The 25,299-nt window shown below is 69.9% G+C and carries 24 protein-coding genes and 1 tRNA gene; 12 read left to right on the top strand and 13 right to left on the bottom strand.

Annotation, left to right across the window (positions count from 1 at the left end; translation table 11 throughout):
* Positions 1-26: 26 nt before the first annotated feature.
* The 6 genes from AAHG03_RS17740 to AAHG03_RS17715 form a co-directional block, all read right to left on the bottom strand.
* Positions 27-302, bottom strand: coding sequence for a hypothetical protein (locus tag AAHG03_RS17740; protein WP_342152082.1), 276 nt, complete (start codon positions 300-302; stop codon positions 27-29).
* Positions 303-312: 10 nt separating this feature from the next.
* Entirely contained in the window at positions 313-525 is a 213-nt protein-coding gene (locus AAHG03_RS17735) for a hypothetical protein (protein ID WP_342152081.1), read from the bottom strand.
* A gap of 114 nt (positions 526-639) precedes the next feature.
* Entirely contained in the window at positions 640-1,548 is a 909-nt protein-coding gene (locus AAHG03_RS17730) for a DNA-3-methyladenine glycosylase family protein (RefSeq protein ID WP_342152080.1), read from the bottom strand.
* A gap of 204 nt (positions 1,549-1,752) precedes the next feature.
* Positions 1,753-2,040: a hypothetical protein gene (locus AAHG03_RS17725; RefSeq protein WP_342152079.1), complete on the bottom strand. Its 288-nt coding sequence runs from the start codon at positions 2,038-2,040 to the stop codon at positions 1,753-1,755.
* Between the two features lie 138 nt (positions 2,041-2,178).
* On the bottom strand, positions 2,179-3,339 hold the full coding sequence (gene rnd / locus AAHG03_RS17720) for a ribonuclease D (RefSeq protein ID WP_342152077.1): 1,161 nt from the start codon (positions 3,337-3,339) through the stop codon (positions 2,179-2,181).
* A 73-nt stretch (positions 3,340-3,412) separates the two neighbouring features.
* Positions 3,413-3,754: a hypothetical protein gene (locus AAHG03_RS17715; RefSeq protein WP_342152236.1), complete on the bottom strand. Its 342-nt coding sequence runs from the start codon at positions 3,752-3,754 to the stop codon at positions 3,413-3,415.
* A gap of 182 nt (positions 3,755-3,936) precedes the next feature.
* Here AAHG03_RS17715 and AAHG03_RS17710 point away from each other — a divergent pair, with 182 nt between their 5' ends.
* Positions 3,937-5,175 (top strand): D-alanyl-D-alanine carboxypeptidase family protein, encoded by a 1,239-nt coding sequence (locus AAHG03_RS17710; protein WP_342152076.1) that lies wholly within the window; start codon positions 3,937-3,939, stop codon positions 5,173-5,175.
* A 210-nt stretch (positions 5,176-5,385) separates the two neighbouring features.
* On the opposite strand, the gene AAHG03_RS17705 is transcribed toward AAHG03_RS17710, so the two are convergent.
* Positions 5,386-7,248, bottom strand: coding sequence for an AsmA family protein (locus AAHG03_RS17705; RefSeq protein ID WP_342152075.1), 1,863 nt, complete (start codon positions 7,246-7,248; stop codon positions 5,386-5,388).
* A 402-nt stretch (positions 7,249-7,650) separates the two neighbouring features.
* Here AAHG03_RS17705 and AAHG03_RS17700 point away from each other — a divergent pair, with 402 nt between their 5' ends.
* The 3 genes from AAHG03_RS17700 to AAHG03_RS17690 all read left to right on the top strand — a co-directional run bounded on the left by AAHG03_RS17700 (position 7,651) and on the right by AAHG03_RS17690 (position 9,804).
* Entirely contained in the window at positions 7,651-8,391 is a 741-nt protein-coding gene (locus AAHG03_RS17700) for a CoA transferase subunit A (RefSeq protein ID WP_342152074.1), read from the top strand.
* Positions 8,392-8,490: 99 nt separating this feature from the next.
* Positions 8,491-9,150, top strand: coding sequence for a 3-oxoacid CoA-transferase subunit B (locus tag AAHG03_RS17695; RefSeq protein ID WP_342152073.1), 660 nt, complete (start codon positions 8,491-8,493; stop codon positions 9,148-9,150).
* A gap of 249 nt (positions 9,151-9,399) precedes the next feature.
* Entirely contained in the window at positions 9,400-9,804 is a 405-nt protein-coding gene (locus AAHG03_RS17690) for a hypothetical protein (protein WP_342152072.1), read from the top strand.
* Positions 9,805-10,023: 219 nt separating this feature from the next.
* Here AAHG03_RS17690 and AAHG03_RS17685 read toward each other — a convergent pair whose 3' ends face one another.
* The 5 genes from AAHG03_RS17685 to AAHG03_RS17665 form a co-directional block, all read right to left on the bottom strand.
* A complete protein-coding gene (locus AAHG03_RS17685) occupies positions 10,024-12,705 on the bottom strand; it encodes a hybrid sensor histidine kinase/response regulator (RefSeq protein ID WP_342152071.1) in 2,682 nt (893 codons plus the stop codon).
* Between the two features lie 16 nt (positions 12,706-12,721).
* On the bottom strand, positions 12,722-13,759 hold the full coding sequence (locus AAHG03_RS17680) for an HD-GYP domain-containing protein (protein ID WP_342152234.1): 1,038 nt from the start codon (positions 13,757-13,759) through the stop codon (positions 12,722-12,724).
* A gap of 94 nt (positions 13,760-13,853) precedes the next feature.
* Positions 13,854-15,275 (bottom strand): TadE/TadG family type IV pilus assembly protein, encoded by a 1,422-nt coding sequence (locus tag AAHG03_RS17675; RefSeq protein ID WP_412759768.1) that lies wholly within the window; start codon positions 15,273-15,275, stop codon positions 13,854-13,856.
* 245 nt (positions 15,276-15,520) lie between these two features.
* Positions 15,521-16,108, bottom strand: a complete 588-nt coding sequence (locus tag AAHG03_RS17670; RefSeq protein ID WP_342152070.1) for a TadE/TadG family type IV pilus assembly protein — start codon at positions 16,106-16,108, stop codon at positions 15,521-15,523.
* On the bottom strand, positions 16,102-16,695 hold the full coding sequence (locus AAHG03_RS17665; protein ID WP_342152069.1) for a TadE/TadG family type IV pilus assembly protein: 594 nt from the start codon (positions 16,693-16,695) through the stop codon (positions 16,102-16,104). Before AAHG03_RS17665 ends, AAHG03_RS17670 begins: the two co-directional genes overlap by 7 nt.
* Positions 16,696-17,179: 484 nt before the next feature.
* On the opposite strand from AAHG03_RS17665, the gene rpsA reads away from it, so the two are divergent.
* The 7 genes from rpsA (at position 17,180) to AAHG03_RS17630 (ending at position 23,562) form a co-directional block, all read left to right on the top strand.
* Positions 17,180-18,892, top strand: a complete 1,713-nt coding sequence (gene rpsA / locus AAHG03_RS17660; RefSeq protein WP_342152068.1) for a 30S ribosomal protein S1 — start codon at positions 17,180-17,182, stop codon at positions 18,890-18,892.
* Positions 18,893-19,454: 562 nt separating this feature from the next.
* Positions 19,455-20,423, top strand: a complete 969-nt coding sequence (sppA, locus tag AAHG03_RS17655) for a signal peptide peptidase SppA (protein ID WP_342152066.1) — start codon at positions 19,455-19,457, stop codon at positions 20,421-20,423.
* A gap of 37 nt (positions 20,424-20,460) precedes the next feature.
* On the top strand, positions 20,461-20,769 hold the full coding sequence (gene ihfB, locus AAHG03_RS17650; RefSeq protein ID WP_056246699.1) for an integration host factor subunit beta: 309 nt from the start codon (positions 20,461-20,463) through the stop codon (positions 20,767-20,769).
* Positions 20,770-20,974: 205 nt separating this feature from the next.
* Positions 20,975-21,337 carry a LapA family protein gene (locus tag AAHG03_RS17645; RefSeq protein WP_342152064.1) on the top strand — a complete coding sequence of 121 codons (363 nt, stop codon included), beginning with the start codon at positions 20,975-20,977 and terminating at the stop codon, positions 21,335-21,337.
* Between the two features lie 19 nt (positions 21,338-21,356).
* Complete coding sequence (locus tag AAHG03_RS17640) at positions 21,357-22,004, top strand: phosphoribosylanthranilate isomerase (protein WP_342152063.1); 648 nt, start codon at positions 21,357-21,359, stop codon at positions 22,002-22,004.
* A gap of 118 nt (positions 22,005-22,122) precedes the next feature.
* Entirely contained in the window at positions 22,123-23,364 is a 1,242-nt protein-coding gene (trpB, locus tag AAHG03_RS17635) for a tryptophan synthase subunit beta (protein WP_342152062.1), read from the top strand.
* A gap of 121 nt (positions 23,365-23,485) precedes the next feature.
* Positions 23,486-23,562: transfer RNA gene (locus AAHG03_RS17630), tRNA-Met, on the top strand.
* A gap of 649 nt (positions 23,563-24,211) precedes the next feature.
* Here the strand turns inward: AAHG03_RS17630 and AAHG03_RS17625 are convergent.
* Positions 24,212-24,769 (bottom strand): TIGR02391 family protein, encoded by a 558-nt coding sequence (locus AAHG03_RS17625; protein WP_342152060.1) that lies wholly within the window; start codon positions 24,767-24,769, stop codon positions 24,212-24,214.
* Between AAHG03_RS17625 and AAHG03_RS17620 the strand changes: the two genes are divergently transcribed.
* The coding region (locus AAHG03_RS17620; RefSeq protein ID WP_342152059.1) for a transposase at positions 24,756-25,299 on the top strand (544 nt) is incomplete at its 3' end. The two genes, AAHG03_RS17625 and AAHG03_RS17620, sit on opposite strands and share 14 nt — an antisense overlap.

The following is a 25,299-nucleotide window of genomic DNA, read 5'->3' as shown; positions in this document are numbered from 1 at the left end:
CTGGATTTCATATCCAAGACGATTGTCTAAGGCTCCAGGGTGTCGAGGTCGCGCAGGCCTGCCCAGGTCTTCCAGTCGCCCCAGGCCTCGTTCAGGGCCGCGACCGCGCCGGGACGGTCCGCGGCGACGCCGCCGCGGCGGAACGGCAGGCCGCCGATGTCGAGGTTCATCCCCCAGGACCATTGCTCGGCGCCGGGCGCGGCGCTGATGCAATCGATGCGCCCGACGATGAGTGCGCCGCTGGTGGCGAAGTAGGTCTCGCGCGGGTGGTCCTGCAATCGGGTGAAGACGAGGACCGCCACGCCAAAGAACTCAGCGCCGTCCGGTCGGCGGGACGTGCAGGAAGCTGCGCTCGCCGGTCGCCGCCTCGGCGACGTGCTGGATCGTGTCGAGGAGCTGCGCGATCGGACGCGGCCCTTCCGTGGGGGCGAGCAATTGCGGCGTGACGCGGCGGCCGGCGGTGCGACCCGCCACCAGTTGCGCCTCGCTGAGGACATCGAAACTACGGCCGGCTCGTCGGGTCATGGCTCCTCCTGCGCTCGGCAGAATGTGCCCCGTTCATGGTAAACGGCGCGTTAACCGGCGCCGTTCCCGAGGCGCCGCGAGGCCGCAGCACTGCCGCTAAGCCCTTGAAAAATATCAAGCCGGAAGGGTTGTCGCGCCGCGCCGGTGCGCATCCTCCGCCCACAGGTGGAGCGCGGCATAGGCCCGCCACGGGCGCCACGCCTCGGCCCGCGCCAGCAGCCCGGCGCGACTCGGGCGGCCGGTGCCGGAATCGAGGGCGCGCATCAGGCCGATATCGGCGGGCGGGAAGGCATCCGCCTGCCTCAGCGCCCGCATCGCGACGTAATGCGCGGTCCACGGACCGATGCCGGGCAAGGCCGTCAGCCGCGCCACGCTGGTCTCCAAGTCGGGCCCAGGAGCGAACAGGTCGGGCGCGTCGAGGCAGGCGGCGGCGAGCCCCTGGATCGCCCGGCCGCGGGCGCGCGGCATGTTGAGGACCAGCGACACGTCCGCCGCGACGAGCTGCGCCGGCTCGGGAAAGGCGTGGGTGAGGCTGGGCGCGGCGGCCTCGGTGGGAAGCGGCGTGCCGAAGGCGGCGACGAGGCGCCCGGCGAGCCGCGTCGCCGCCGCCACCGAGACCTGCTGCCCGAGGATCGCCCGCACGGTCAGCTCGAACGGATCGAACGCGCCCGGCATCCGCAGCCCCGGCCGCCGCCGCACGAGGTCGGCCATGTAAGGGTCGTCGCTCAAGCCGGCGGCGATGGCGGCCGGGTCGGCCTCGCTGTCGAACATCGTTCGGAGTTGCGCCAGCACCGCATCGCGCGCGGCGTCGTCCAGACCCGGCGCTTGGAAGCGCACCAGCAGCGCCGGGGCGTCCAGGGCCGGAACCACGCGCAGGGTGCCGAACCTGTCACTGAACCGGAACGTCCGGCTGTAAACGCCGTCCGTCACCGTCTCGACGCCGGGGCTCGCGTGATCAGTCAGGAAGGCGGCGAGCCGGGGCCAGTCGTAGGGCGGGCGGTAGGGGAGGGCGTGGTCCGTCATCGGCGGTGGACGGCTCCCTCGCGAAGGCTCAAGGGCTGTTCGAGCGGCTGATCCCACCCATTCCCCTCATCCTGAGGTGCTCCGCGAAGCGGAGCCTCGAAGGAGGGCTCCAGAATAGCGCGGCTGGCTGGAGCCCTCCTTCGAGGCTGCTTCGCAGCACCTCAGGATGAGGGGCGTGGGTGGGATGGGTTTACCGACAAAAAATCAGACGAGCGGCACCGGCTCCGTCGCCTCGAACTCGGCGGTGTCGCCGACGAGGTCGGTGACCGAAATGGCGACCGTGCGGCCGTTCTTCAGGGTCAGCACCGAATCCGGCACGAGCCAGATCGGGCGCAGGCCCGCATAGGTGCCGGTCAGCGTACCGTGCGCGGTCACGGCGCCGGAGCGGCGCTCGATCACCAGCTTGTAGCGCACCTTGGCCGTCGCCACGCCCTCGGCCGAGACGGTGCCGCGTCCGCTTGCGACCTGCAGGACTTCGTTCGGCTCGAACATGGGCGCGTGCCGCTACGCAAAACGGGATCAAGAGGCAAGGACGATTGCCTGTTGATCCCGAGTTACGGCATCGCCACCCGGTCGCCAAGGGCCGGGCCGCGCGCCACGCGCGTTTTCCGCAAGGGCCGCACGAACTTGTCAGGCCGCGGGCACGTCCCGCACCACGACGCGCCCGCGCTCGACCGAGAGCGCCATGCGCCCGGCCTTGAGCGCCAGCGCCTTCTCGCCGAACAGGCCGCGGCGCCAGCCCTGGAGCACGGCGAGGTCGTCGGCGCCGTCGTCGGCGAGGGCTTCGAGGTCGTCGACGGTGGCGATGATCTTGGGCGCCACGCCCTCGGCCTCGGCCACCGCCTTCAGGAGCACCTTGAGGAGGTCGACCAGAGCGCCGTTGTTGCCGCCGCGCGTGCGAGCGCGCTCGGGCGCCGAGATCTGCGACAGGTCGCGGGCGAAGCCCCGCTCGACCGCGGCCAGGATCTCGCCGCCGGTGCGCGAACGCTCGAACCCGGCGGGGATCGTGCGCAGACGGCCCAGGGCCTCGACGCTGCGGGGGCCGGCGGTGGCGATGTCGATCACCGCCTCGTCCTTGAGGATGCGCCCGCGCGGCACGTTGCGGCTCTGCGCCTCGGCCTCGCGCCAGCCGGCCACCTCCATCAGCACCGCGATCTCCCGCGGCTTGCGCATGCGGCCCGACAGGCGCTTCCAGGCGAAGGCCGGATCGGCCCGGTAGGTCTCGGGCGAGGTGAGGACCGCCATCTCCTCGTCGAGCCACAGGCCGCGGTCGGTGCGCAGCAGCTCGGCGGCGAGCACCTGATAGATCGTGACGAGATGGGTCACGTCGGAGAGCGCGTAGGCGAGCTGCGCCTCGGAAAGCGGGCGGCGTGACCAGTCGGTGAAGCGGGACGACTTATCGATGCGCGCCTTGGCGACGTCGTTGACGAGCTGCTCGTAGGAGACGGAATCGCCGTAGCCGCAGACCATCGCGGCGACCTGCGTGTCGAAGAACGGATGCGGCAGGAGCCCGCCCATCAGCCAGATGATCTCGAGGTCCTGGCGGGCGGAGTGGAACACCTTCACCACGCTCTCGTCGGCCATCAGGTCGAGGAAGGGTTTCAGGTCGATGCCTTGTGCCAGCGGATCGACGAGGCAGGCCGTGCCGTCCGGCCCCGCCATCTGGATCAGGCAGAGTTTGGGGTAATAGGTCGTCTCCCGCATGAATTCCGTATCGACCGTGACGAACGGCTGAGCGGCGAGGCGGGTGCAGGTCTCGGCGAGGGCCTGGGTGGTGGCGATCAGTTCCATCGCACGGCTATACCGAACCTCCGCCTCGCCTGCGAGACGAGCCGGGGCCGATTTTGCGTGGAGAACGAGGGTCTCAGGCCGCCCGGCGCGTGCCGCGGGGGTGACTTGCCCGCCTCTGCGCGTCGGCGCGGGCGAGCAGCCAGTCGAGGATGCCGGCTTCGATACGCTGGCCGCTCCGCATGTCGGTGAGCCGGCGGATGCGGTCGGCGCGCAGGCCCCGGTAGAGCCCGTGCGCCCGGTCGGTGCCACCGAGCAGCGTGCGGCCGGGCCCGAGTTTCAACTCGCGCGCGTCCAGCGTGCGGGTCGTCCAGGCGCCGCGGGCGTCCTCGTAGACGACCTCGAAGGTGCCGGACAGCGGCACGATCCGCCACGCCGAAGCCGGCGCCGGGCTTTGCAAAAAGCTGTGGAAATCCATGAGCTTCATATGGGATCGGGGGCGTTCCCGAACAAGCGGAGCCGGGTCCGCGGACGGCGGGGTTCGAAGCCGGTGCGCCGCGCGTTTTTGCCCTTCGAAATCGTCATCGAACCAAGCTATGGTCACGCTTGTTGAAAGGGTCCGGTCCCGGTGCGTCCGGGACGGGTCCGTGAGAGGCGAACATGCGTAGGCGAGATTTCAGGACGGCGTTGGCCGCGGTACCGGCCCTGCTGGCTCTGGTGTTGGCGAGCGTCTTCGCTCCGCAGGGGGCCTCGGCGCAGAGCTTCCAGACGGCGGCGCCGCACGCGATCCTGGTCGATGCCGAATCCGGCTCGGTCCTGTTCGAGAAGGCCGCCGACGAGCTGTTTTCCCCGGCCAGCATGGCCAAGCTGATGACGGCGGAGATCGTGTTCGGCGCCCTCAAGGAGGGGCGGCTGACCATGGACACCGAGTTCCAGGTGACCGAGGACGCGTGGCGCCGCGGCGGCGCGGGCGGCGGCGGCTCGTCGATGTTCGCCCAGGTCAACAGCCGCATCAAGCTGTCGGACCTCCTGCGCGGCCTGATCGTCCAGTCGGGCAACGACGCGGCGATCACCATCGCGGAGAACATGGCCGGCACCGAGGAGGCCTTCGCCGGCATCATGAACCGCCGCGCGAAGGAGATCGGCATGGCGCGCTCGACCTTCCGCAACGCCACCGGCTACTCGGCGCCGGACCAGAAGGTCACCGCCCGCGACATGGCCAAGCTCGCCCAGCACCTGATCGATACGTATCCCGAATATTACAAGATCTATTCCGAGCGTGAATTCACCTGGAACAAGATCAAGCAGCAGAACCGCAACCCGCTGCTCACCCTCGACATCGGCGCCGACGGCCTCAAGACCGGCTATTTGGAAGAGTCCGGCTACGCACTGACCGGCTCGGCGGTGCAGAACGGCCAGCGCCTGATCATGGTGGTCTCCGGCCTCAAGACCGCCCGCGACCGCGCCGCGGAGACCCGCAAGCTGATGGAGTGGGGGTTCCGCGCGTTCGAGCCGCGTCAGGTCTTCGCGCAGGGGGAGACCGTGGCCGAAGTCTCCGTGTTCGGCGGCGAGAAGGGGTCGGTTCCGGTCGTCGCCAACAAGCCGGTGCGGCTCCTGCTGCCGCGCGGCTCGTCGGAAAGGGTGTCGGCCCGCGTCGTCTACCAGGGCCCGCTCGCCGCCCCCGTGGAGCAAGGCCGCGAGGTCGCCCGCCTGCGCGTCACCCGCGGCGACACGCTGGCGCTGGAGCAGCCGCTCTACGCGGGCGAGTCGGTGGCCGCGGGCACGCTGACCCAGCGGGCCATGGACGCCGCGATGGAAGTCGGTAGCGACCTGCTCCGCAAGGCGTTCGACAAGGCGAAGGGCGGATCGCAGACCGGTACGGCGAACGGGAATTCATAAGGCCGTTACATCGACGGGTCGCGTCGTGATCACAGCAACGCGCGGCTCATCCCACCCAACCTCCTCATCCTGAGGTGCCCGCCTCGGCGGGCCTCGAAGGAGGGCTCCAGCGGATCGCGCGATCCCTGGAGCCCTCCTTCGAGACCGCTTCGCGGCACCTCAGGATGAGGGCGCGTGTTGGAGAACGGACTTGCTGGAAGCGCTGAAGCCTTACGGCGCCGAGGCCGGTGCGTAGGCCCTGATGCCCAGCGGCAGGTCGGCGCCGGGGCGGCGGAAGCGGTCGGCGGTCTCGGTGGCACGGGCCAGCATCGCGGGGCCGACGCTCACCGACTCCCACGGGCCGGTCAGCGCGAAGGAGGCGGCGTGGCGCGGGGCGCCCTCGGTCCCGGCCCGCGGGGCGACGTCGGCGCGGGCCTCGACGCGGCGGCGGGCGAGGTCCAGACGGCCGCTGAGCGAGGCGGTCAGGCCGCGGCCGGCAAAGCTCCCCTCCACCACCTCGCCGACGCCGTCGGAGAACAGCAGCGACAGGGCGGCGTGCTCGTAGGGCGTGCGGCCGTTGCGCCGGGCGAGCGCGCCTTGCGCGACGGCGCCGCTGCGCTGGAGCACGTCCGAGAGGTCGAGCCCGGTGATGGCGCCGTCCTCGCTGCGCAGCGCGACGCGGCCGGCCACGCTGCCCGCGAGGCTGCCGGCGTCGCGGCCCGTCCCCTCCAGCACGAGGCTGCCGCGGGTGGCGCCCTGGACCCAAGGGTCGGTGCCGAGATCGCTCATCAGCGCGCCGAGGTCGACGCCCTCGACCTGTCCCTGCGCCTTCACGCGGGTGGTGGCGCGGTCGCCCGCGTCGGAGACGAGCACGACCCGGCCCTTCACCGTGCCGCCGCGCACGGAGGCCCGGCCGAGCGAGGCCTCGATTCCGCTCTCGCGCACCATCACGCCGCAGGCGAGATCGGTGATCGGAAGCGGGCCGATGCGGGCGTTGGCCGCCGAGATGCGCAGGTCGAGGTCGCCGCTGGTGAGCGGCGCCAGCGCGATCGATTGGGCGCGCCACGCCTGCGGGTCGGTGCCGCCGTCGAAGCCGGTGAGCCGCATCAGGCCGGCGAGCAGCGGCGAGAGGTTGAGCGTGTCGGCGGCGAGCGTCGCCTGCACGGCGTTGCGGCCGGGCCCGAAATCCGCCGAGCCCGCGCCTTCGAGCACGTTGCCGCCGGTGGTCACCTTCACCCGCGGGAACTGCACCTCGCGCGAGGCGGCCTCGAACGCGCCCTCCACCGTGAGATCCTCGGCGAGCGGCGCGAGCGCCACGTCGCCGCCCGTCCAGGCGAGCGTCCGGGACAGGGAGCGGATGCGCAAGGCACCGTTGCCGGTCGCCTTGAGGCCGTCGTCGCTCAGGGAGCCGCTGCCGTCCGCCGTGAATGAGCCGGCGGGCCAGGAAAGGTGGGCCGCGAACGGGCTGGTCTGCCCGGCGGCGAGAGCCCGCGGCTGAAGCTCGGAGAGGACAAACTGCGCCCGCGCGCCGTTCCACGTCAGGCCGCCGGAGAGGGCGAGGTTGGCGCGCCACGCCACCGTCAGCTCGACGTCGCGGGCGGTCTGCCGGGTGCCGTCGCGGGGATCGCGTCCGGTCACGGTGGCGCGGGTCAGGACGAGGCGGCGGGGATGGGCGCCGTTCTCGGCGAGCCCCCCGGCCAGCCGCTCGGCGGCCTTGCTCCAGCGGGTGTCGTCGGCATCCTCGGGCAGATGAATCGCGGCACCGTCGAGGATCAGCGACTCGACCGCGACGCGACCGGTGAGAAGGGCCGCGGTGTCGAGTTGAAGCGCGAGCCGCCCGCCCGTCGCCAGGACCGGGCCGGAGGACGTGCTCTCGGTCAGGCGCACATCCGAAAACGTGATGCGGGGCAGCGGTAGCAGCACGATCTCGGTGGGGCCGCCCGCGCTCAGCGACACGCCCCAGCTCTCCTGAAGACCGCGTCCGACGAAGCGGGCCACGCCCGGCGCCTCGACGGTCCAGGGCAGGCAGGCGGCGATCAGCCCGGCGGCGACCAGTCCGAGGCCGAGAGCGGAGAGGGTGCGGCGCGGCGACATGGCACTCCGGCTGGGGAGGAAACGAATCGGAAGTGGCCTGGACCGGATCGGCGAGCGTGGTGTCGTCCGCCTGAAGGCGTCTCCTGAAACGAGCATCCGCCGCGCCCCCGCGAAAAATGTCGTCAGGGACGAACTTCTAGCGGCTCGTCAGCGGCTTGTCTCTCGCCGTGCGGCGGCACGGGACCGATATGCAGAGCTTCCTGACACCTCTTCGGGCGCCCCCGCCGCCGTCTCTCGCCGGCAATTGCGTCGCAGGTTTGACGAACGCCCTGTTGCAGTGCACATCCCCCGATATGCACCGACCGGGGGGCGAGCCCGCTGCGGGGACATGACCGCGCGCGGGCCAAAACCTCTCCGGAACGCGGGCGAACGACGTCGAGCGACGACGGAAGGACGGTTTCGATGAAGAAGGTACATCCGGACCCGAAGGCGGCCCTGGCCGGCCTGCTGCGCGACGACATGACGATCATGTGCGGCGGCTTCGGCCTGTGCGGCATCCCCGACGAGCTGATCGACGCGATCCGGGATTCCGGCGTGAAGGGCCTGACCGTCGTCTCCAACAATGCCGGCATCGACGGCGTCGGCCTCGGCAAGCTGCTCGAGACCCGTCAGGTCGCCAAGATGATCTCGTCCTATGTCGGCGAGAACAAGGAATTCGCCCGGCAGTATCTCGGCGGCGAGCTGGAGATCGAGTTCAACCCGCAGGGCACGCTGGCCGAGCGCATCCGTGCGGGTGGCGCGGGCATCCCGGCCTTCTTCACCAAGACCGGCGTCGGCACCAAGGTCGCCGAGGGCAAGGAGGTGCGCGAGTTCGACGGCGAGCACTACGTGATGGAGCGCGGCCTGTTCGCCGATCTCGCCATCGTCCACGCCTGGAAGGGCGATACGGAAGGCAACCTCGTCTACCGGAAGACCGCGCGCAACTTCAATCCGATGATGGCCACCGCCGCCGAGGTGACGGTCGCGCAGGTCGAGCACCTCGTCCAGCCGGGCGAGATCGATCCCGACCACATCCACACGCCGGGCATCTTCATCGGCCGCATCATCCACGTGCCGACCCGCGAGAAGCGCATCGAGCAGCGCACCGTGCGCAAGCGCAAGGAGCCGGAAGCGGCGGCGGCCGCGGGCGGCGGCCAAATCTAAGTCTTTGGGATTCGGCCGAGAGGCCTTTTCGCGCGACGCCGCCGCCTCCGTTGGCCGGCGCGTCGCCCCGATGGTGCGAAACGAGGGAAAGTCACAAAAATGGCCTGGACCCGCGAGCAGATGGCGGAGCGCGCCGCCAAGGAGCTGGAGGACGGCTTCTATGTGAATCTCGGCATCGGCATCCCGACGCTGGTGTCGAACTACATCCCGGACGGCATGTCGGTGCAGCTGCAATCCGAGAACGGCATGCTCGGCATGGGGCCCTTCCCCTACGAGGGCGAGGAGGACCCCGACCTCATCAACGCCGGCAAGCAGACCATCACGGCGCTGCCGACGACCAGCTACTTCTCCTCGGCCGATTCGTTCGGGATGATCCGCGGCGGGCACATCGACCTGTCGATCCTCGGCGCCATGCAGGTCGCCGAGAACGGCGACCTCGCCAACTGGATGATCCCCGGCAAGATGGTGAAGGGCATGGGCGGCGCCATGGACCTCGTGGCCGGCGTCAAGAAGGTCGTCGTGGTGATGGAGCACGTCGCCAAGAACAAGGACGGCACCGAGAGCGCGAAGCTGCTGAAGTCCTGCGACCTGCCGCTTACCGGCACGCAGGTGGTCGACATGGTGATCACCGATCTCGGCGTCTTCACCATCGACAAGAAGGGCGAGGGCGGCATGACGCTGGTCGAACTCGCCGACGGCGTCACCGAGGACGAGATCCGGGCCAAGACCGAGGGCGCCTTTACCGTCGCGCTTCGCTGAAGCATCGGTCCAAAAGGTGGCAGCCGGCTTTTGGAAAAAGCCGATGCGGCACGGGAATCGAGAAACGCCGTCCTGATGCCATCAGGCCGGCGTTTCTCGTCCGGCCCTTTTCGGGACGCCTGCGCCCCTCTCCGGGGGGCTATGGCTAAGCCGGCATTAAGCCGTTTCGTCGAATGCTGCGCACCGGCCGGCAGGCGCCTTGAGAGCGCACCGGCCGGGGGTTTTGCGGCGACGAGAGGCTTTTCGCGTATGCGTAGCGTTGCGGGCACGGACAACGTCATTCCCTTCCGCCGTCCGGCACCGGTTCGGACGACGGGGTTCGGGGACTTCGAGGCCGGGCCGCGCAGCCGCGCGCGGGCGGACCAGCGCAGCCTGATGGACGCGGTCTACGCCACCGGCAGCCTGAAGGTGCCCGCGGGCGACCGCGAGACCAAGCTGATCGCCTCGCGGCTCCAAGTCTACGGCTTCCTCACCATCGAGGAGATGGACGAGGACGGTTCCTTGCGCCGCCTGCGCCCCTCCGAGGCGATCCGCGCCCGCGCCGAGCGGCCCTGGCGCCTGTCCAAGGCGAGCTACGGCGGCGGCGCGAGCCTCGCCGTGACGATCCCCTCGGTGGACGACTTCCTGTTTGAGCCGGCCGGGATGCCGGTCTGACGGGGCTCCGTTCTTTCGCTGATTCGTTCTCTCCGCGGCTGTCGGTCGGCGCTTACGGCACCGGGCGTCGGCCGCGTTTGCGTTTCGTGCGCCATACGGGGCGGGTGCGTTCAATCGCCTTCACAAATCGCGCGAGAGCCGGATGAGGCAGTCTCCTCCCCGCAAGGGGGAGGGGACCCGCGCTTTTGCGGTTTGGCAGGCCCGGCTGCTCGGGAAGGCTCAGCCGGTCGCCCGCGTCTCCGGCGCCCCGATCCGGGCGGCCAGGGCCACCAGCGTCTCGGCCAGCAGCGCCGGCAGAGCCGTGGCGTCGCCCGTCGCCGCGCCGGCGCGTGCGGAGGCCTCGATGCCGCCGGCCGTGTCCTTCATCCGGGCCGCGCCGATATTGGCGCTCATCGACTTGAGGCTGTGGGCCGCGCGCGCCGCCGCCGGGGCGTCGCCGTTGCCGAGCGCGGCTTCCAAATCGGCCAGGGCGCCCGGCGCCTGTCGGGCGTAGAGGCGCAGGACGTGGGCGACGAAGTCGCGGTCGCCGAGTTCGTTGAGGTTGGCCAGCGTCTGCTCGTCGAGCAGCGCGCCGACGGGGGCGGGCGGCGCCTGCTCGGTCGCGGGCAGCGGGGGCTGCTCCGTCGCCTCCTGCTCGGCGACGTGACGGGCCAGGACCGCGGCGAGCTGGGTCAGCGTGAAGGGTTTGGCCAGCATCCCGTCCATGTCGGCGGCCTGCCACGCGACCGCGCCCTCGCCGACGACGTGGGCGGTGAGCGCGACGATCGGCACGCGGGCCGCGCCGGTCTCGGCCTCGCGGGCGCGGATCGCGAGGGAGGCGGCGAAGCCGTCGAGGACCGGCATGCTGCCGTCCATCAGGATCAGGTCGAAGGCTTGCGACGCGCTCAGGCTCACCGCCGCCGCGCCGTCATCCACGCAGGTCACGGCGGTGACGCCGAGCCGCGACAGCGCCTCGGTGGCGACCTCGCAGTTGACCGCGCTGTCGTCGGCGACCAGCACCCGCGCGCCCGCGAAGGAGGGCAGGGCGGCGGGCCGCGCCTCCGCCTCGCGGGCGGGCGCGATGGCCGTGAACGGCGCGCCGGTGGCGAGCGCGGCGAGCACCGGGCGCCACTCGGACTGGACCAGGGGCCAGCGCATCAGCTCGTCGGCGAGCCCGCGCGCCAGCAGGTCCGGCCCGGCCGGATCGCCGATCGGCACCAGGGCGACGATGCGGGCGGCCGATTCCGGGCGGCGGCCGAGCGCCGCGAGGTCGGAGGCGAGCGCGATGCGGTGGGCGCCGGGTTCCGTGCCGAGGCGGAAGCCCGCGGCCGAGAGGTCGGCTTCCAGCACCGTACGGGTCGCGCTGCCTATGGCGCCGAGGGAAACCAGAGCGGGCAGGCCCGCGGCGAGGCGCGTCGTCGGCTCCGCGGGCACGGCGCCGTCCACCGGGATGCGCGCCCAGAAGGTCGAGCCCTCGCCGACCCGGCTCTCGACGCCGACATGGCCGCCCATCGCCGCGATCAGCCGCTCGGCGATGGAGAGGCCGAGGCCCGTGCCGCCGAAGCGGCGGGTGGTCGATTGGTCGGCCTGGGAGAAGGCGGTGAAGATCTGCCCGAGCTTGTCCTCCGGGATGCCGATGCCGGTGTCGGTGACGGCGATGCGGAGGCATCCGCCCTCCATCTCCATCCGCACCAGCACGTGGCCGGCCCCGGTGAACTTGAGCGCGTTCGAGACGAAATTGCCGAGCACCTGCCCCAGGCGCACCGGGTCGCCGAGCAGGCTCGCGGGCACGTCGGGCGCCACCTGCGCGGCGAGGTCGAGGCCGGCGGAGCGGGCGCGCTCGCCGAACAGGGTCACGACGGTGTCGGCCACGTCCCGCGGGCTGACCGGGATGCGCTCGACCTCCAGCTTGCCCGCCTCGACCTTGGCGAAGTCGAGGATGTCGTTGATGATCGCGAGCAGCGATTGCCCGGAGCGGGCGATGACCTTGGCGTAGCGCTGCTGGCGCGGCGGCAGCTCGGCGTTCGCCAGGAGTTCGGCCATCACCAGCATGCCGTTCATCGGCGTGCGGATCTCGTGGCTCATGGTGGCCAGGAAGGTGGATTTCGCCGCGTTGGCCGCATCCGCGCTTTGCTTCGCCTCGAACAGGTCGGCGGTGCGGAGCGCCACTTCGCGCTCCAGGCCGGCGCCGTGCTCGGCGATCGCCCGGTCGCGCTCGTTGACCGCCCCGAGCAGCGCGTTGAAGGTCTTGGCCAGCCCCTCGAGCTCGTCGCCGCCCTGGATCGCGGCGCGCTGGGTGTAGTCGTGGTGGCGGCGCACGCCGTCCATGGTGGTGGCCAGCGCCGCGAGCGGGCGCGTGACCGAGCGCTGCAGCCGCAGCGACACGGCGAGGCCGAGGACGAGCGCCAGCAGGCCGGCGAGCAGCGCCGTGCCGGCGACTTCGCCGATGCGGGCGGCGAGATCGCGCGAATCCGAGACGATGACGACGCGCCCGACCTCGCGGGCGGTCTCGATCACCGGCACCGTCACGCGCAAGGTGCGCGTCGTCATCAGGTCGATGGGCGAGACCGCGCCGCGGTCGAGATCGATGTCCTCCGACAGGCGCAGGCCGATGCCCTGCTCGGCGAGGATGCCCCCCTCGCCCTCGATGGCGGCGTAGACGACCGTGCCGTCGCCCGCGACCGCGCGGAGCGTGGCGAGCGCGCCGGCCTCGTCGCCCCGCGCGGTGGCGTCGGCGGCTGCGGCGGCGATGACCTGGGCGGTCATGCGCAGGGCCTCGCGCTTGTCGGCGGCGTAGCGATCGACCTCGCGCCATGCCGACAGGCCGGTGGCCAAGAGCAGCGCCCCGGTCACGGCGCCCGCGACGATCAGGGCGAGCCGGCCCGCCAGCGAGCGCAGCGGGTTGAGGGAGGCGAGGCGCATCGCTCGAATCGTCCGTTCAGGCCGCGAAGGCGCGGCACTGAGACTGCACGTCGTCCCAGCCGGCGAGGAAGGCGGCGACGCAGGCCGGATCGAAATGGGTGCCGGCGTTCTCCTGAAGGAAGGCGGCCGCGGCTTCCGGCGTCCACGGCTTCTTGTAGGGGCGCTCGGAGACCAGCGCGTCGAACACGTCGGCGACGGCCACGATGCGCCCGCCGATGGGGATCGCCTCGCCCTTCAGACCCGATGGATAGCCGGTGCCGTCCCAGCGCTCGTGATGGCTCGCGGCGATCTCGGCGGCGAGCTGCACCACCTCGGACGAACTGCCCTGGAGGATGCGCCGGCCGCGGTCGGCGTGCTTCTCCATCTCGCGGCGCTCGTCCGCCGAGAGCGGGCCGTTCTTGAGCAGGATCGAATCCGAGAGGCCGATCTTGCCGACATCGTGCATGGTCGAGGCGAGCCCGATCCGGGCGACCTGGGAGGACGGCAGGCCGAGGTTGCGCGCGATCACGGTGGCGTAGGCGGCCACGCGCGCGATGTGGTCGCCGGTGTCGGTGTCGCGATGCTCGGCGGCGCGCATGAGCAGCGCGATGATCTCGCGCTCGCGCGCCTCGCACACGGCGACCGCGGCGGCGACCTCGCGGGCTAGGATGGCGGACCGCTCCTGCTCGCGGCGATGGGCGCGCGAGAGCCGCAGGAGGTTCGTCACCCGGGCGCGGATCTCGACCGGGTCGGTCGGCTTGCCGAGGAAGTCGGTGGCGCCGCGCTGGAGCGCCTCGCGGCGCAGGCTCTGCTGGTCGAGGCTCGTCACCATCACCACCGGCACGTGGGCGAAGCCCGGAAGCTCGCGGGCGGCGGCGATGAATTCGAGCCCGGTCATGCCCGGCATGTCGTAATCGGTGATGACGATGCCGATGCGGGCCACGTTCCCCCGCAGATAGGCCAGGGCCAGCGCGGGCTCGGTGAAGTCCACCGCGCGGCAGCCCGGCACCGGGGCGAGCGCGCGGGCGAGCAGCAGGTTATTCATCTCCGAATCGTCGAGGATGAGCGCGATCAGCGGCTCGCCGTCGTCGAGCCCGGCATGGTCCTCAGGGGCCGGGGCGTGTGAAACGTGGCTGTCCATGGTCGCCTCCGGTCGAACCCCGTATCGGTCACTGGCTCAGGAGGAGCCGCCCGGAGACCGGGCCGACGCCCTTGGGCACCGGCACGCTGGTGCCGGAGTAGTTCGCGTTGAGATACAGGTTCGGTCCTTCATAAAGGTTGATCTGGCGCGCCACGACGACGGTGTAGGCCGACATGTCGGCCACCGGCTTCGAGGAGTCGATCACAAGGCGCCCGTGCGGCAGGTGGATGGTGCCGAGGATGGTGCGGGCGTTGTCGCTGATGATGCGGTAGATCCGCATCGGCTGGGTCGGCGTCACCAGCGGCGGTGGAGTCGGCGCGATGCTGTCGCCGAGCAGGGTATCGACGAGGGCGACCGGATCGATCGGCGCGTAGACGGTCGCGTCCTCCGACATCAGCAGCCCGGCCATCGGGCCCGTGGTCGGGGCGGTGAGGCTGATGGTGGTCTTCTTGTCGAACAGCAGGCCCGAGTTGTTGCCGGTGAAGAACAGGCCGACATCCTTGCCGGTCAGCGAGGCCTCCTTGTCGACGATCAGCGGGCCGTCCTTGAACACGTAGATGCCGGGGTTGAGCGTCACCGCGGCCTTCTTGGTGATCTTGAGCCCGCCGCAATAGGTGCCGGGGTTCAGCGTCACGTTCGTCGGGACGACGTTGCTGCCCTTGCTCGGGCCGGTGGCGACGTCGATGACCCTGAGGACCGCGTCGAGCAGCGAGCATTGGCCGATCTGCGGAATCGGGCGGTCGCGCAGCGGGTCGGGGATCACCGGGCAGCCGGTCTGCGGATTGGGGGTGAAGTTCGCGCTCTGGTTCTCGAAGCCGCCCACCGAGCAGATCGTCTGGGCGCGGGCCATCGAGGCGTTGCGGCCGACCATGCCGGATTTGCTGGTCGAATTGGAATAGAGCGCGCAATCGTAGGCGGTGACCTGCGCCTTCTGCTGCACGGCGAAGGCGCCGGAAGCGGACGGATCGAGGGCGAGCATGCACAGGCGCATCTTGCCGACGACGCTGGCCTTGGCCTGCGCCGAGATCGCCATCGTGCCGAGCCCGACGAAGGGGCCGAACATCAACGGGACGGTCTGCTGCGCCCGTGCGGACACTGTGGTCTTGTCGCCGCCCACGGTCACCTGGATCGCGACCGGCGAGGCCGGGTTCGCCTTGGCCTCGGCCTGGATCGTCTGCGTCGTCAGGCCGATGATCGAATCGGTGTTCGACACCACGAGCTTGAGGGCGTTGCCGCCGGCCAGCACGCCAGCATCGACGGCGGCCTGGAGGTTGCTGCGCGACGAGACGAGGCGGGCGTAATCGACCGCCCCGCCGACCATGCCGACGAGGGCGGTGGCCGACAGGCCGAAGATCACGGCGACCGAGCCCCGATCCGCCCGGCGCAGGCGGCCGACGGCTTCCCACCAGCCCGGCGGCTTCATCCCGAATAGACCCATCCGAGCCGCCATGGCGACCGCCAACTCCGCTGAGATCCGAAGCCGTGATCTAGACCGGAGGGCCTAACGGAAGAACGTACATCCCGGCTCGAATCCCCGGTCGGCAGGGCCGACCTCGAACCTTGATGAAGATTCGGTGAAGCTCGGCTCGACCACGGAGAGGCATTCCGGGCGCCGGAGCAAAGGTCCGTTCCATTTCCCGCAGGGGTCAAGCGACCGGGCTCGGAGCCGAGACAGCCTCGAAAACCAAAGAAGAATCAGCGCGGGCAGGGCTTTCCGCCGGGCAGCACGATCTCGGGCTGGCCGTTGTAGGCGATGCCGTCCCGCACCGGCCAGGACGTCTTTCCGGTGAAGACCAGCCCGTTGAGGACGGGAAAGAACGAGAACAGCGGCCGGTAGGCCAGCTGCGTCTCCACGAGGACGAAGCGGTCGCCCTTCTGGCCCGTGCCCGCGGGCGGCGGTCCGAGGGTCGAGCCGACGGTGCGGGCGGTGTCGCCCTGCTGCAGGCTCGAGCAGACCTTGGCGATGTAGACGTTGCCGTCTTGATAGACTCCGCCCGCGGTCAGTCGGATGCCGAGCCCCGCGACGCTGTAGGGGGCGGCCACGAGGTGGGCGGCGGCGTAGACGTCCTCGATCCGGGTCTGGTCCTGGCGGGAGATCAGGTCGGCCATGGCGGTCGTTGCCTGCGACAGGCGGTTCTGCGTCGCCACCGCCCGCGGCATCTCGATCGCGCCCATGAACAGAAGCATCAAGAGCGGCGCCACGAAGGCGAATTCGACCGCCGTCGCTCCGCCCTCGGCGGGGACGAAGCGCCCGAGCCGCCGTTTCAGCGCCGCTCCTAACACGCTCTTCCCTCGAACCCTTCGGTGCGGAAGACCATGGTGGAGGTGAGGAGCTGGCGCCGACCCGGCATCGACTGGCCGGTGAAGTCGAGGAAGCGGAACGGGCGCAGCACCGCGACGGCGACCCGCAGGCTGACGACGCTGCTGCCGGTCGGGCAATCGAAATGGGAGCCGAAACCCTGGGCCCAGTTGCCGGTCTTGGCGTCGTAGGGGGCGGCGACCTGCGCCGGGCTGAAGCTCTCGGTAGGCACGAGGTCGATCCGCAGGTCCTCGCAGCGGAACATATTGAAGCCGCCGCCGCACATGGCTGCGCGCAGCCGCACGGCGGGGTCGTCGTCCATTGAGTTGCTCTGGATCGAGCCGATGCGCAGGAACCGCGCCCCGCGCTCGACCGCCACGTCCAGGCGATGCTGGGCGTAGACGAGCAGGGACGCCTCCAGGATGACGGCGACGAGGGCGAAGAGCGGCAGGGCGACGAGGGAGAACTCGACCACGGCGACGCCGCGCTGGTCGCGGCGCAGGCCATGCAGCCTGCCGCCGATCCCGGCCTTCGCGCCTGCGCCGGTCGCGCTGATGCGGTGCTCTCCCACGCTGTCCGGTCTTCGTCGTGCTTCGCGGCCGCCCGCCGGCGGGGAGGGGATGATCGGCCGGGTTCTTGGCGCCCCGCGACCCTAGAGCCAGTCTAGGCGCGGGCCTCTTTACGCTCCGTGAAGTCGTCCCCCGAGATTCCGGGGCGATCTGTCAAAAGATAGGAAACGACGATCACGGATCGGCGAAGGCGACACCGCGGCTTTCGCTTCGACGTTGCGCCGGAAGGGCGGATCGGCTAACGCTGCCCCCGATTTCCCTATCGGTAACCGTGAAGGATCGCCGGTGCTCTGCGCACCCCCGGTCCCGCTTTCGTTCCCGGTAGGGTCGTCGGCCCTCGGCCATCGCTTGTTCCAGCATGCGTCGGCCCTCCCTCGAGGAGGTTGGCCCGACCGGATCGTTCCATCCGGCGGCCGGCGGTGACGGGGGTCCATGCCACACTTGCCGTCGGCGCGGCCTCCCGCGGGAGGCCATCTAGGAGAGAGAATGTCCGCTGGTCTGAACGTTTCCCAGCCGAGCCGCGAAGATTTCGCGAGCCTGCTCGAGGAAAGCTTCCTCAATCACGAGATCACCGAGGGTTCGGTCGTCAAGGGTCGCGTCGTTGCGATCGAGAAGGATGTCGCCGTCATCGACATCGGCGCCAAGACCGAAGGTCGCGTCGCCCTCAAGGAATTCAACGGCCCCGGCCGCGACACCGAACTCGCCGTCGGCGATGAGGTCGAGGTCTACGTCGATCGCATCGAGAACGCGCTCGGCGAGGCCGTCATCTCGCGTGACAAGGCGCGCCGCGAGGAGAGCTGGGTCAAGCTGGAGAAGTCGTTCGAGAACAACGACCGCGTCACCGGCACGATCTTCAACCAGGTCAAGGGCGGCTACACCGTCGATCTCGACGGCGCCGTGGCGTTCCTGCCGCGCTCGCAGGTCGACATCCGCCCGGTGCGCGACGTGACCCCGCTGCTCGGCACGCCCCAGCCGTTCCAGATCCTCAAGATGGATCGCCGCCGCGGCAACATCGTCGTGTCGCGCCGCACCGTGCTCGAAGAGAGCCGCGCCGAGCAGCGCTCGGAGCTGGTGGCCAACCTCGAAGAGGGTCAGGTCATCGACGGCGTCGTCAAGAACATCACCGAGTACGGCGCGTTCGTCGATCTCGGCGGCATCGACGGCCTGCTGCACGTCACCGACATGGCGTGGCGCCGCGTGAACCACCCGTCCGAGGTCGTGACCATCGGCCAGACGGTGAAGGTCAAGATCATCAAGATCAACCACGAGACGCACCGCATCTCGCTCGGCATCAAGCAGCTGCTCGCCGATCCGTGGGAGGGCATCGCCGCCCGCTATCCCGAAGGCGCCAAGCTCAAGGGCCGGGTCACCAACATCACCGATTACGGCGCCTTCGTGGAGCTGGAGCCGGGCATCGAGGGCCTGATCCACGTCTCCGAGATGAGCTGGACCAAGAAGAACGTCCATCCGGGCAAGATCGTCTCCACCTCCCAGGAGGTCGAGGTGCAGATCCTGGAAGTCGATTCGGTCAAGCGCCGCATCTCGCTCGGCCTCAAGCAGACCCTGCAGAACCCCTGGGACGGCTTCGCCGAGAAGCATCCCGTGGGCTCCGAGGTCGAGGGCGAGGTCAAGAACAAGACCGAGTTCGGCCTGTTCATCGGCCTCGAAGGCGACGTCGACGGCATGGTCCACCTGTCGGACCTCGACTGGAACCGTCCCGGCGAGCAGGTGATCGAGGAGTACAAGAAGGGCGACATCGTGCGCGCCCAGGTTCTCGACGTCGATGTCGAGAAGGAGCGCATCTCGCTCGGCGTGAAGCAGCTCGGCGGCGATCCCTTCGCGGAAGCCGGCGAGATCAAGAAGGGCCAGATCGTCACCTGCGAGATCGTCGAGGTGAAGGATTCGGGCCTCGAAGTGAAGCTCGTCGACACCGACATGCAGACCTTCATCCGCCGCGCCGAACTCGCCCGCGACCGTGCCGACCAGCGCCCCGAGCGTTGGGCCGCCGGTGAGAAGGTCGATGCCCGCGTGGTGCAGTTCGATCGCAAGGCCCGCCGCGTGCAGGTCTCGATCAAGGCCCTCGAAGTGGCCGAGGAGAAGGAGGCGATGGCCCAGTTCGGCTCGGCCGATTCCGGCGCCTCGCTCGGCGACATCCTGGGCGCCGCCTTCAACAAGAAGAAGGGTGGCGACGAGGAGTAAGATGAAGCGCCCCGGAGTTTTTTAGCCTCCTGGGCCTTCTCCCTCGCGCGACCGACGGCCCGAGGAGCGGAGACCCCGCTTCTCGGGGTTTTTTGTTTTTGGCACCTGCCGTTCGAGCATCGCAAGGCGAGCAGGACCGGGCATTCTCCTCCCCCTTGTGGGGAGGAGGTAGGAGGTGGGGGTGGTGCAGGAGGCACCGTAACGCCTCATCCTGAACCACCCCCACCCCGAACCCCTCCCCACAAGGGGGAGGGGGACTCTCGCCCGGCCTCGCTTCGTAACACCGCACCCCGGTCCACCCGCGATCCCCCGGCCTCCCGCCGCCGACCCCTTGCCGCCCCGCGCCCGGCGGGTCTAAACACGGCCGCAGGTTGGTGAACCCGCCCGAATCCAGGCGCGCCAAGGACTTGGCCGATCCACGGCCGGAGCCGGCGCCTCGAAAACCGGGAGGGGTGACCCGAACGACCTAGTGCGGTTCGCAGCCCCCGGCGCAGACTGGCGAGCGGCGAATCGTGGAAAAAAGCGGCCCGTCGAGGCCGAGCGCCAGGGAGTGGACCGTCGGATGGCCGCAGACGCCGAGTTCCTGATCGACCGCCGTCGCCTGCGCCGCAAGCTCACCCTGTGGCGGGTGGTCGGCGTCGGCGCCCTCATCCTCGCGGTCGGCGCGGTCGGCTACCGCGCCCGGGTCGGCGAGGGCCGGTTCTTCGCCGCCAACCAGGACCAGATCGCCCGCATCTCCATCGGCGGCTTCATCGCCGGCAGCGAATCGACCCGCAAGCTGATGGAGCGCGTCGGCAAGGCCGAGTCCGTGCGGGGCGTCGTCCTGTCGATCTCCTCGCCCGGCGGTACCACCACGGGCTCGGAGGAGCTGTACCGCAACATCCGCGCGCTCGCCGACAAGAAACCCGTCGTGGCCTTCGTCGACGGCACGGCGGCGTCCGGCGCCTACATCGCGTCCATCGCCGCCGACCACATCGTCGCCCGCGAGACCGCGCTCGTCGGCTCCATCGGTGTGCTGTTCCAGTATCCCGAGGTGTCCGGCCTGCTCGACCGGGTCGGCGTGAAGGTCGAGACGGTGAAGTCCTCGCCGCTCAAGGCCGAGCCCTCGGGCTTCGCCCCGACCTCGCCGGAGGCGAAGGCCGCGCTCTCGGCCATCGTCATGGAAACCTACGGCTGGTTCCGCGGCCTCGTGGCCCAGCGCCGCGGCATGGACGAGGCGCAGCTCAACGCGGTCGCCGACGGGCGCGTGTTCAGCGGGCGCCAGAGCGTGCCGCTCAAGCTCGTGGACGAACTCGGCGACGAGCGGCAGGCGGTGGCGTGGCTCGAGAAGGAGCGGAACGTCCCGGCGAAGCTCCCGGTGAAGGACTGGAAGCCGAAGGCCGAGGGCGGGCTGAAGCTGTGGTCGTCGCTCGGCACCGCCGCGGACCTCGCCGGCTTCGATGGCCTCGCCGCGCGCCTGCGGGCGGTCGGCGACGAGGCCACGGCGCTCGGGCAGGGCGGCCTGCTCGCCCTATGGCGCCCGGCGCCGTAAGCCCCCCAGCGCCGCCTCGCACCCGGAAGGTTGCCGCATGATCAAGTCCGAACTCGTGCTCAAGATCGCCGAGCAGAACCCGCATCTCTACCAGCGGGACGTCGAGACCCTCGTCAACGCGATCCTCGACACCATCGCCGACGCGCTGGCCCAGGGCGACCGGGTGGAGCTACGCGGCTTCGGCGCCTTCTCGGTGAAGCGGCGCGAGGCAAGGCGCGGGCGCAACCCCCGCACCGGCGAGTCGGTGGCGGTGTCCGAGAAGGCGATCCCGGTCTTCAAGACCGGCAAGGAGATGCGGCTGCGCCTCAACCGCGCCGGCATTGGCGAGGAGCGGGCGGAGGCCTGAACCTTCCGCTGCCTTCGCCCCGTGACGGCCGCGGTCTGCCGCCCTAACTCTGTCGCTGAACGCGTCCGCCGCTATCCGTCGGGCACGTGCCAAGAATCCTCGTCGCGCCGTCCGAGCCGTCCCGGCTCCCGCGGCGGCCCGCTCCGGCACTGACCGGATCGGGCCGGCCGGGGCGGCGGGACCGATCCGTCGGAGACCCGTTGGAATGATCCGTTTCCTCAAAGCCCTGGTGCTGGTGCCGGTCGCGGTCGTGGTGGTGCTGCTCGCCGTCGCCAACCGGCAGGAGGTCACCCTGTCGTTCGATCCGTTCTCGCCCGAGCCTCTGTTCAGCGTCGTGCTGCCGCTCTACGCCGTGCTGTTCGGCGCGGTGGCGCTCGGCGTCGTGGTCGGCGGCATTGGCAGCTGGCTGAGCCAGAGCGGCATCCGCGAGCGCGCCCGCTACCACCGCCGCGAGGCCGACCGCCTCGCCAAGGAGGCCGCGACCCTCAAGACCTTCGGCACCCCCGCCGAGAACAATTACGGCGTCGCCGGCACCCACGCCGCCCTGCCGGCCCCCGCCGGCCGCTGAGGCCCCCAACGGTCCCACCATGTCGCGCGTGTGCGTCAAGATCTGCGGGCTCGTCACCGAGGCGACGCTCGACGCCGCGCTCGACGCAGGCGCCGACCTCGTCGGCTTCGTGCATTTCGCGCGTAGCCCGCGCCATCTCGCCCTCGACGCGGCCGGTCACCTCGCCCGCCGGGCCAGGGGCCAGGCCGAGCGAGTGCTGCTCCTCGTCGATCCCGACGACGCCCTGCTGGCGGCAGCGGTCGAGACGGCCGATCCCGACTGGATCCAGCTCCACGGCCGCGAGAGCCCGGAGCGCGTGGCCGAAATCCGCCGCACCATCGGGCGCCCGGTGATGAAGGCGCTGGGCATCGCCACCGCCGCCGATCTTTTGGCACTTCCCGCCTACGCCGAAGCGGCGGACCGCCTGCTTCTCGACGCCAAGCCCCCACCCAGTGCGCCGCTGCCCGGCGGCAACGGCGTGTCGTTCGACTGGGAACTCCTCGCCGGAGCGAGCCTGCCCGCGGGCACGATGCTCTCCGGCGGCCTCGACACGCGAAACGTCGCCGAGGCGCTCGCCCGCACCGGGCTCACCGCGGTCGATGTCTCCTCCGGCGTCGAGGTGCGGCCGGGCGAAAAGGACGTAGGCCGCATCGCCGCCTTCGTCGCCGCCGCCCGCGGCCGGGGCTGAAACCGGTCTCCGGGTGTAAAGCGTTGCAGCGATTGGCATCGGACGCCGCATTGCAGCCGGCGTCCCATGGGTCTAGCACGCGGGCTTGAGAATCGATGCCCGCCAAGGACCGCATCCCGTGACCGTGAACCCCGCACCCAACTCCTTCCGCACCGGGCCGGACGAGCGCGGCCGCTTCGGCATCTTCGGCGGCCGCTTCGTGGCCGAGACGCTGATGCCGCTGATCCTCGACCTCGAGAAGGCCTACGAGGACGCCAAGGCCGACCCGTCGTTCAAGGCCGACATGGAGAGCTACGGCACCCACTACATCGGCCGCCCGAGCCCGCTCTACTACGCCGAGCGCCTGACCGAGCACTTCCGCGCCCAGGCCCCGAAGGGCAACGGCGCCAAGATCTACTTCAAGCGCGAGGAGCTGAACCACACCGGCTCGCACAAGGTGAACAACGTGCTCGGGCAGATCCTGCTCGCCCGCCGCATGGGCAAGCCGCGGATCATCGCCGAGACCGGCGCGGGCCAGCACGGCGTCGCCACCGCCACCCTCTGCGCGCGGTTCGGCCTGAAATGCGTGGTCTACATGGGCGCCGTCGATGTCGAGCGGCAGGCCCCCAACGTGTTCCGCATGAAGATGCTCGGCGCCGAGGTGGTGCCGGTGCAGTCGGGCACCCGCACCCTCAAGGACGCGATGAACGAGGCCCTGCGCGACTGGGTCACCAACGTCGCCGACACCTTCTACTGCATCGGCACGGTGGCGGGCCCGCACCCCTATCCGGCGATGGTGCGCGACTTCCAGTCGGTGATCGGCCACGAGACCAAGCAGCAGATGCTGGCGCTGGAGGGCCGACTGCCGGATTCGCTGATCGCCTGCATCGGCGGCGGCTCGAACGCCATGGGCCTGTTCCACCCCTTCCTCGACGACCGCGAGGTCGAAATTTTCGGCGTCGAGGCAGCCGGCCACGGCGTGTCGAGCGGCCTGCACGCCGCCTCGCTCACCGGCGGCAAGCCGGGCGTGCTGCACGGCAACCGCACCTACCTCCTGATGGACGCCGACGGCCAGATCGCCGACGCGCACTCGATCTCGGCGGGCCTCGATTATCCGGGCATCGGCCCTGAGCACGCATGGCTGCACGAGGCGGGCCGCGTCACCTACCTCTCGGCCACCGATTCCGAGACCCTGGAGGCGTTCAAGCTGTGCTCGGCGCTGGAGGGCATCATCCCGGCGCTGGAGCCCGCCCACGCCCTCTCCAAGGTCGCGGAACTGGCCCCCACCAAGCCCGCCGACCACCTGATGGTGCTCAACCTCTCGGGCCGCGGCGACAAGGACATCCCCCAGGTCGCCAGGATCTTCGGCCAGACGCTCTGAGGCGGGGGAAGGGGCCGGCAAAGAACCTGGGATCTCGGCGCCGCAAGCCGTTGACACCCCCGGCCCCTTCTTCCTATACCGCCGCCCACCGGGGGACGCCGCAGGCGCCCTCCGCGACGGTGGCGGGGTAGCTCAGTTGGTTAGAGCAGAGGAATCATAATCCTTGTGTCGGGGGTTCAAATCCCTCCCTCGCTACCACTGAAATTGCTGGCTTTTTTCCATTCTGCCGGTATTCGAAGAATCTCTCGTACCGACCTCGTACCGACAGTCGTTAAAGCTGGGATTGGGCGGTTCGAGTTTTAAGGGCTGAAACCGGAACGGCGTTTCCGTTCCTTCGTTGCGATGAGATGGTCACTCCTCTCGCAAAGCTCGCCAACTCACTGATTCGACTGCTAAATTTGCCCTACCTGGGCTTTTTTGACGTCGTGGTGGCACTCGCGAGTGTTCTCCGGATCGGGTGGACCTGTCGTCATCCCAAAACCGGCAGCTACTAGTTCGGGCACGCGTAGAGAAGGAACTGCTGCTCCTTACCAGAAGGAGTAAGGAGCGCAGGAGCCGTCGGACGAAGTACACGGAGCTGGCCCCAACGCGGGACCTTCTTCTCGCGGCCATCTAGTTCGATGACGCCGCCGCTCCTTAGGCGAAGCGCAGCTGACTGGGCGGCGTCGCCACGTGCGATCGGCGGAGTGTCCGATGCGGAAGCCGACGATCACATGAAGGAGCGGCAGGCGCATTTCGATTCCTTCCGACATGTGAATGCATCGACGACAGGCTGAAGAGCGGCAGCAACCGGCAGAGCAGCATGATGACGCCGAGCACCTCTGAGAAGGCGCTCCCCACCAACCGTTCAAATCCGCGGATGCATGTAGGCGGCATCGATGCGGCGGTGGACAAGCGACGCAAGCGTCAGCAGATCCAGAGCGTCCGTCTGCGCCATTACCCAGTTGATTCGCGCTTCGTGCGCGGTGGGGTTGCGGAACATTCCGAACACGCCTTTGAGGAGATTTGCGAAACCCTTCTGCTCGTCGCGCTCGCTTTTCGTCGATAGCGGGTTGATCGCCAGCAACGAAAGTTCACCGCCCAGCGCGCGGTCGACGAGTGTGGCGCCATCGTCCTGCAAGCCGGTGCTGACCCGCAGCTTGTCCGCGATCGATTTCACCGCCTCGAGCGTGGCGTGGAAATAGTTGTCGACCAGGAGCTCGCTCCGGCAGAAGCGCAGCACGTCGGGGTGAACGCCGCGCCATTCGAGGTCTGCGCGCAGATCGCGCGCCCGTCGTTCGGCTTCCCGTAACGTCGCAACCGCAGCGGCGGAGCCGAGCGTCCAGGTATGACCCAGGCTGTGTGAAAACGTGCTGATTTGGTAGAGTAAATCCCGATCTGGGGAGGTCGGGATGAAACGCTTCATCGCAGGTGAGGACCGTCAGCAGATCACGCTCCTTCCCGACTGCCTGGACGACTACATCACCGCCGACAACCCGGTTCGCCTTGTCGAAGTGTTCGTCGATGAGCTCGATCTGGGCGCGCTCGGCTTTGCGGGCGCAGTGCCAGAGGCCACGGGCCGTCCGGCCTACCATCCAGCGACGCTGCTCAAGATCTACGTGTACGGCTACCTCAACCGCGTGCCGTCGAGCCGCCGCCTCGAACGCGAGAGCCAGCGCAACATCGAGCTGATCTGGCTCACCGGTCGGCTGATGCCCGACTTCAAGACGCTGGCCGACTTCCGCAAGGACAACGGCCCGGCCATCCAGGCCGCCTGCGCGCAGTTCGTGGTGCTGTGCCGCCGGCTGAACTTGTTCAGCAAGGCTGTGGTCGCGATCGACGGCAGCAAGTTCAAGGCGGTCAACAACCGCGACAAGAACTTCACCGCCGCCAAGGTCGAAGCCCGGCTGGCGCAGGTCGAGGCGAGCATCGGTCGTTACCTCGCGGCGCTGGATC

Origin of the sequence: Methylorubrum subtropicum, from assembly GCF_038442325.1 — a bacterium.
Lineage (GTDB): Bacteria > Pseudomonadota > Alphaproteobacteria > Rhizobiales > Beijerinckiaceae > Methylobacterium > Methylobacterium subtropicum.
The sequence above is the reverse complement of the archived record's forward strand: the minus strand, read 5'-3'. Positions and strand labels throughout refer to the sequence as shown.